Raw genomic sequence first — 4,095 nt, forward strand, 5'->3', positions numbered from 1 at the left:
GGGGTTGTTGGTTGGGAGCCGTATAGTGGACGCGGTGTTCTGTAGTTTTTCCCACCCGGTGTCCCAACGGTGTTGGGGGGTGGGGTGTGGTGTAAGTTGTCGGCTTATTAGTACCGGTCGGCTGCACACGTCGTTGGTTCGTGCTTCCACCTCCGGCCTATCAACCCAGTGGTCTAGCTGGGGGCCTCTCACACACTAGGTGCATGGAAATCTCATCTCGAAGCGAGCTTCCCGCTTAGATGCTTTCAGCGGTTATCTCTTCCGAACGTAGCGAAGCAGCGGTGCACCTGGCGGTACAACTGCCATACCAGAGGTTCGTCCGTCCCGGTCCTCTCGTACTAAGGACAGGTCTTCTCAAATTTCCTGCGCGCGCAGCGGATAGGGACCGAACTGTCTCACGACGTTCTGAACCCAGCTCGCGTACCGCTTTAATGGGCGAACAGCCCAACCCTTGGGACCAACTCCAGCCCCAGGATGCGACGAGCCGACATCGAGGTGCCAAACCATGCCGTCGATATGGACTCTTGGGCAAGATCAGCCTGTTATCCCCGAGGTACCTTTTATCCGTTGAGCGACGGCCATTCCACAATGTACCGCCGGATCACTAGTCCCGACTTTCGTCCCTGCTCGAGCTGTCGCTCTCACAGTCAAGCTCCCTTGTGCACTTACACTCGACACCTGATTGCCAACCAGGCTGAGGGAACCTTTGGGCGCCTCCGTTACTCTTTAGGAGGCAACCGCCCCAGTTAAACTACCCATCAGGCACTGTCCCTGACCCGGATCACGGGCCGAAGTTAGATGTCCAGAGTGACCAGAGTGGTATTTCAACGTTGACTCCACGTGCACTGGCGTGCCCGCTTCACCGTCTCCCACCTATCCTACACAAGCCACACCGAACACCAATACCAAACTATAGTAAAGGTCTCGGGGTCTTTCCGTCCTGCTGCGCGTAACGAGCATCTTTACTCGTACTGCAATTTCGCCGAGTTCATGGTTGAGACAGCGGGGAAGTCGTTACTCCATTCGTGCAGGTCGGAACTTACCCGACAAGGAATTTCGCTACCTTAGGATGGTTATAGTTACCACCGCCGTTTACTGGGGCTTAAATTCTCCGCTTCGCCGTGAGGCTAACAGGTCCTCTTAACCTTCCAGCACCGGGCAGGAGTCAGTCCGTATACATCGTCTTGCGACTTCGCACGGACCTGTGTTTTTGATAAACAGTCGCTTCCCCCTGGTCTCTGCGGCCCTTACCCGCTCGCACCAGCAAGTGGTGTCCACGGTCGGGGCCCCCCTTCTCCCGAAGTTACGGGGGCATTTTGCCGAGTTCCTTAACCATGATTCTCTCGATCGCCTTAGTATTCTCTACCTGATCACCTGTGTCGGTTTGGGGTACGGGCGGCTGGAACCTCGCGTCGATGCTTTTCTCGGCAGCATAGGATCACCGAATCCCCCCACGAATGGGGGTCCCGTCACGTCTCAGGCTGTATGATCCGCGGATTTGCCAACGGATCGCCCTACACGCTTAGACCGGGTCTACCATCGCCCGGCTCGGCTACCTTCCTGCGTCACACCTGTTAATACGCTTACCTCCCCGGTTCAGGTCCCACGCTCCCCGGTACCGGCGGCGACCAATGGTCACCGCATGGCCCGGTTCGGGTGGTTAGTGTCCCCGGTTCGATAGGGGCGGTTCTTCGCCGGTACGGGAATATCAACCCGTTGTCCATCGACTACGCCTGTCGGCCTCGCCTTAGGTCCCGACTGACCCAGGGCAGATTAGCTTGACCCTGGAACCCTTGATCATCCGGCGGACGGGTTTCTCACCCGTCATTCGCTACTCATGCCTGCATTCTCACTCGTGTGGGCTCCACCACTGGGTCACCCCGCAGCTTCACTGCCCACACGACGCTCCCCTACCCATCGCACCACCTGAACCAGGATCAATGCCCTGGTTGGGTATCATTGGTGCAATGCCACAACTTCGGCGGTGTACTTGAGCCCCGCTACATTGTCGGCGCGGAATCACTTGACCAGTGAGCTATTACGCACTCTTTCAAGGGTGGCTGCTTCTAAGCCAACCTCCTGGTTGTCTAAGCAACTCCACATCCTTTCCCACTTAGCACACGCTTAGGGGCCTTAGTTGGTGGTCTGGGCTGTTTCCCTCTCGACTATGAAGCTTATCCCCCACAGTCTCACTGCTACGCTCTCACTTACCGGCATTCGGAGTTTGGCTGACGTCAGTAACCTTGTAGGGCCCATCGGCCATCCAGTAGCTCTACCTCCGGCAAGAAACACGTAACGCTGCACCTAAATGCATTTCGGGGAGAACCAGCTATCACGAAGTTTGATTGGCCTTTCACCCCTACCCACAGCTCATCCCCTCCATTTTCAACTGAAGTGGGTTCGGTCCTCCACGCGCTCTTACACGCGCTTCAACCTGGCCATGGGTAGATCACTTCGCTTCGGGTCTAGATCACGCCACTCACTCGCCCTATTCAGACTCGCTTTCGCTACGGATACCCCTCACGGGTTAACCTCGCGACGTAACACTAACTCGCAGGCTCATTCTTCAAAAGGCACGCCGTCACCTTGTAGGGCTCCGACGGTTTGTAGGCACACGGTTTCAGGTACTATTTCACTCCCCTCCCGGGGTACTTTTCACCTTTCCCTCACGGTACTGGTCCGCTATCGGTCATCAGGTAGTATTTAGGCTTACCAGGTGGTCCTGGCAGATTCACACGGGATTTCTCGGGCCCCGTGCTACTTGGGTACGCGTACCGTGCGGCAGCAACGATTTCGTCTACGGGACTCTCACCCTCTCCGGTCCGGCACTCACACCGGTTCGACTATCGCCCTGCACTCACACGCCCGGGCCGGCAGACCCGGGACGACACGCCCCACGACCCCGATGATGCAACCCCTGCCGGGTATCACACACCATCGGTTTGGCCTCTTCCGCGTTCGCTCGCCACTACTGACGGAATCACTGTTGTTTTCTCTTCCTGTGGGTACTGAGATGTTTCACTTCCCCACGTTCCCTCCACACACCCTATGAATTCAGGTGCGGGTCACCACGCATAACACGCGGCGGGGTTTCCCCATTCGGAGACCCTCGGATCACAGCTCGTTTATCAGCTCCCCGAGGCTTATCGCAGATTACCGCGTCCTTCATCGGCTCCTGATGCCAAGGCATCCACCGTGCGCCCTTAAAAACTTGCCACATGATCACAGAACACACCGATACCACCACCACCACACCCCACAAGGAGGCACAGCAGCGGTATCTCGGCGATCAATCACGAACACGGCACCACAACCCACCGGACACACCCCCCGACCCTTACGAGAAGGAGGGAGACGCCCGGTCGCTTGCGGCACCTGTTCTTAAGATGCTCGCGTCCACTATACAGTTCTCAAACAACAACCCGCACACCCTGCACACTGGTGGCAGCGCCCCCGCGAAGGGACCACGACCACCGGCAGGACGCCGGGAACCCAGACACAACACCCCCACCCCCCAGATAAGGGGACGGGGCCTGTTGTCTCAGGACCCAATAGTGCGCCACGGACCACACCCACCACCGGACCGGTACTCTTCCACCACCCACACCGTGCGAACCCCAAGAGGTCCACCACGGTGGGGCAGGTACTAGGACCCGACCCGGCCGGCAACCCCCACACCCGGCGAACCGGGGTAACAGGAGGAGTGCGGCCACTTGCTCGTTGATATTCCACCCATGAGCTCACCCCACCAGCACCACGGACGGGCACTAGGGCGGGGGCGACCACCACACGGCGGTCAACGGCTCCTTAGAAAGGAGGTGATCCAGCCGCACCTTCCGGTACGGCTACCTTGTTACGACTTAGTCCCAATCGCCAGTCCCACCTTCGACGGCTCCCTCCCACAAGGGGTTAGGCCACCGGCTTCGGGTGTTACCAACTTTCGTGACTTGACGGGCGGTGTGTACAAGGCCCGGGAACGTATTCACCGCAGCGTTGCTGATCTGCGATTACTAGCGACTCCGACTTCATGAGGTCGAGTTGCAGACCTCAATCCGAACTGAGACCGGCTTTTTGGGATTAGCTCCACCTCACAGT

2 rRNA genes are annotated in these 4,095 nt (G+C 58.1%); both read right to left on the minus strand.

From position 1 onward, the window contains the following. Positions 1–87 precede the first annotated feature (87 nt). Positions 88–3,217 (minus strand): 23S ribosomal RNA (locus tag AC6CH6_RS17835). A gap of 594 nt (positions 3,218–3,811) precedes the next feature. Continuing rightward, positions 3,812–4,095: ribosomal RNA gene (locus AC6CH6_RS17840) — 16S ribosomal RNA — on the minus strand; the annotation flags it as partial.

This window comes from Kocuria sp. GQ42 (assembly GCF_059758435.1).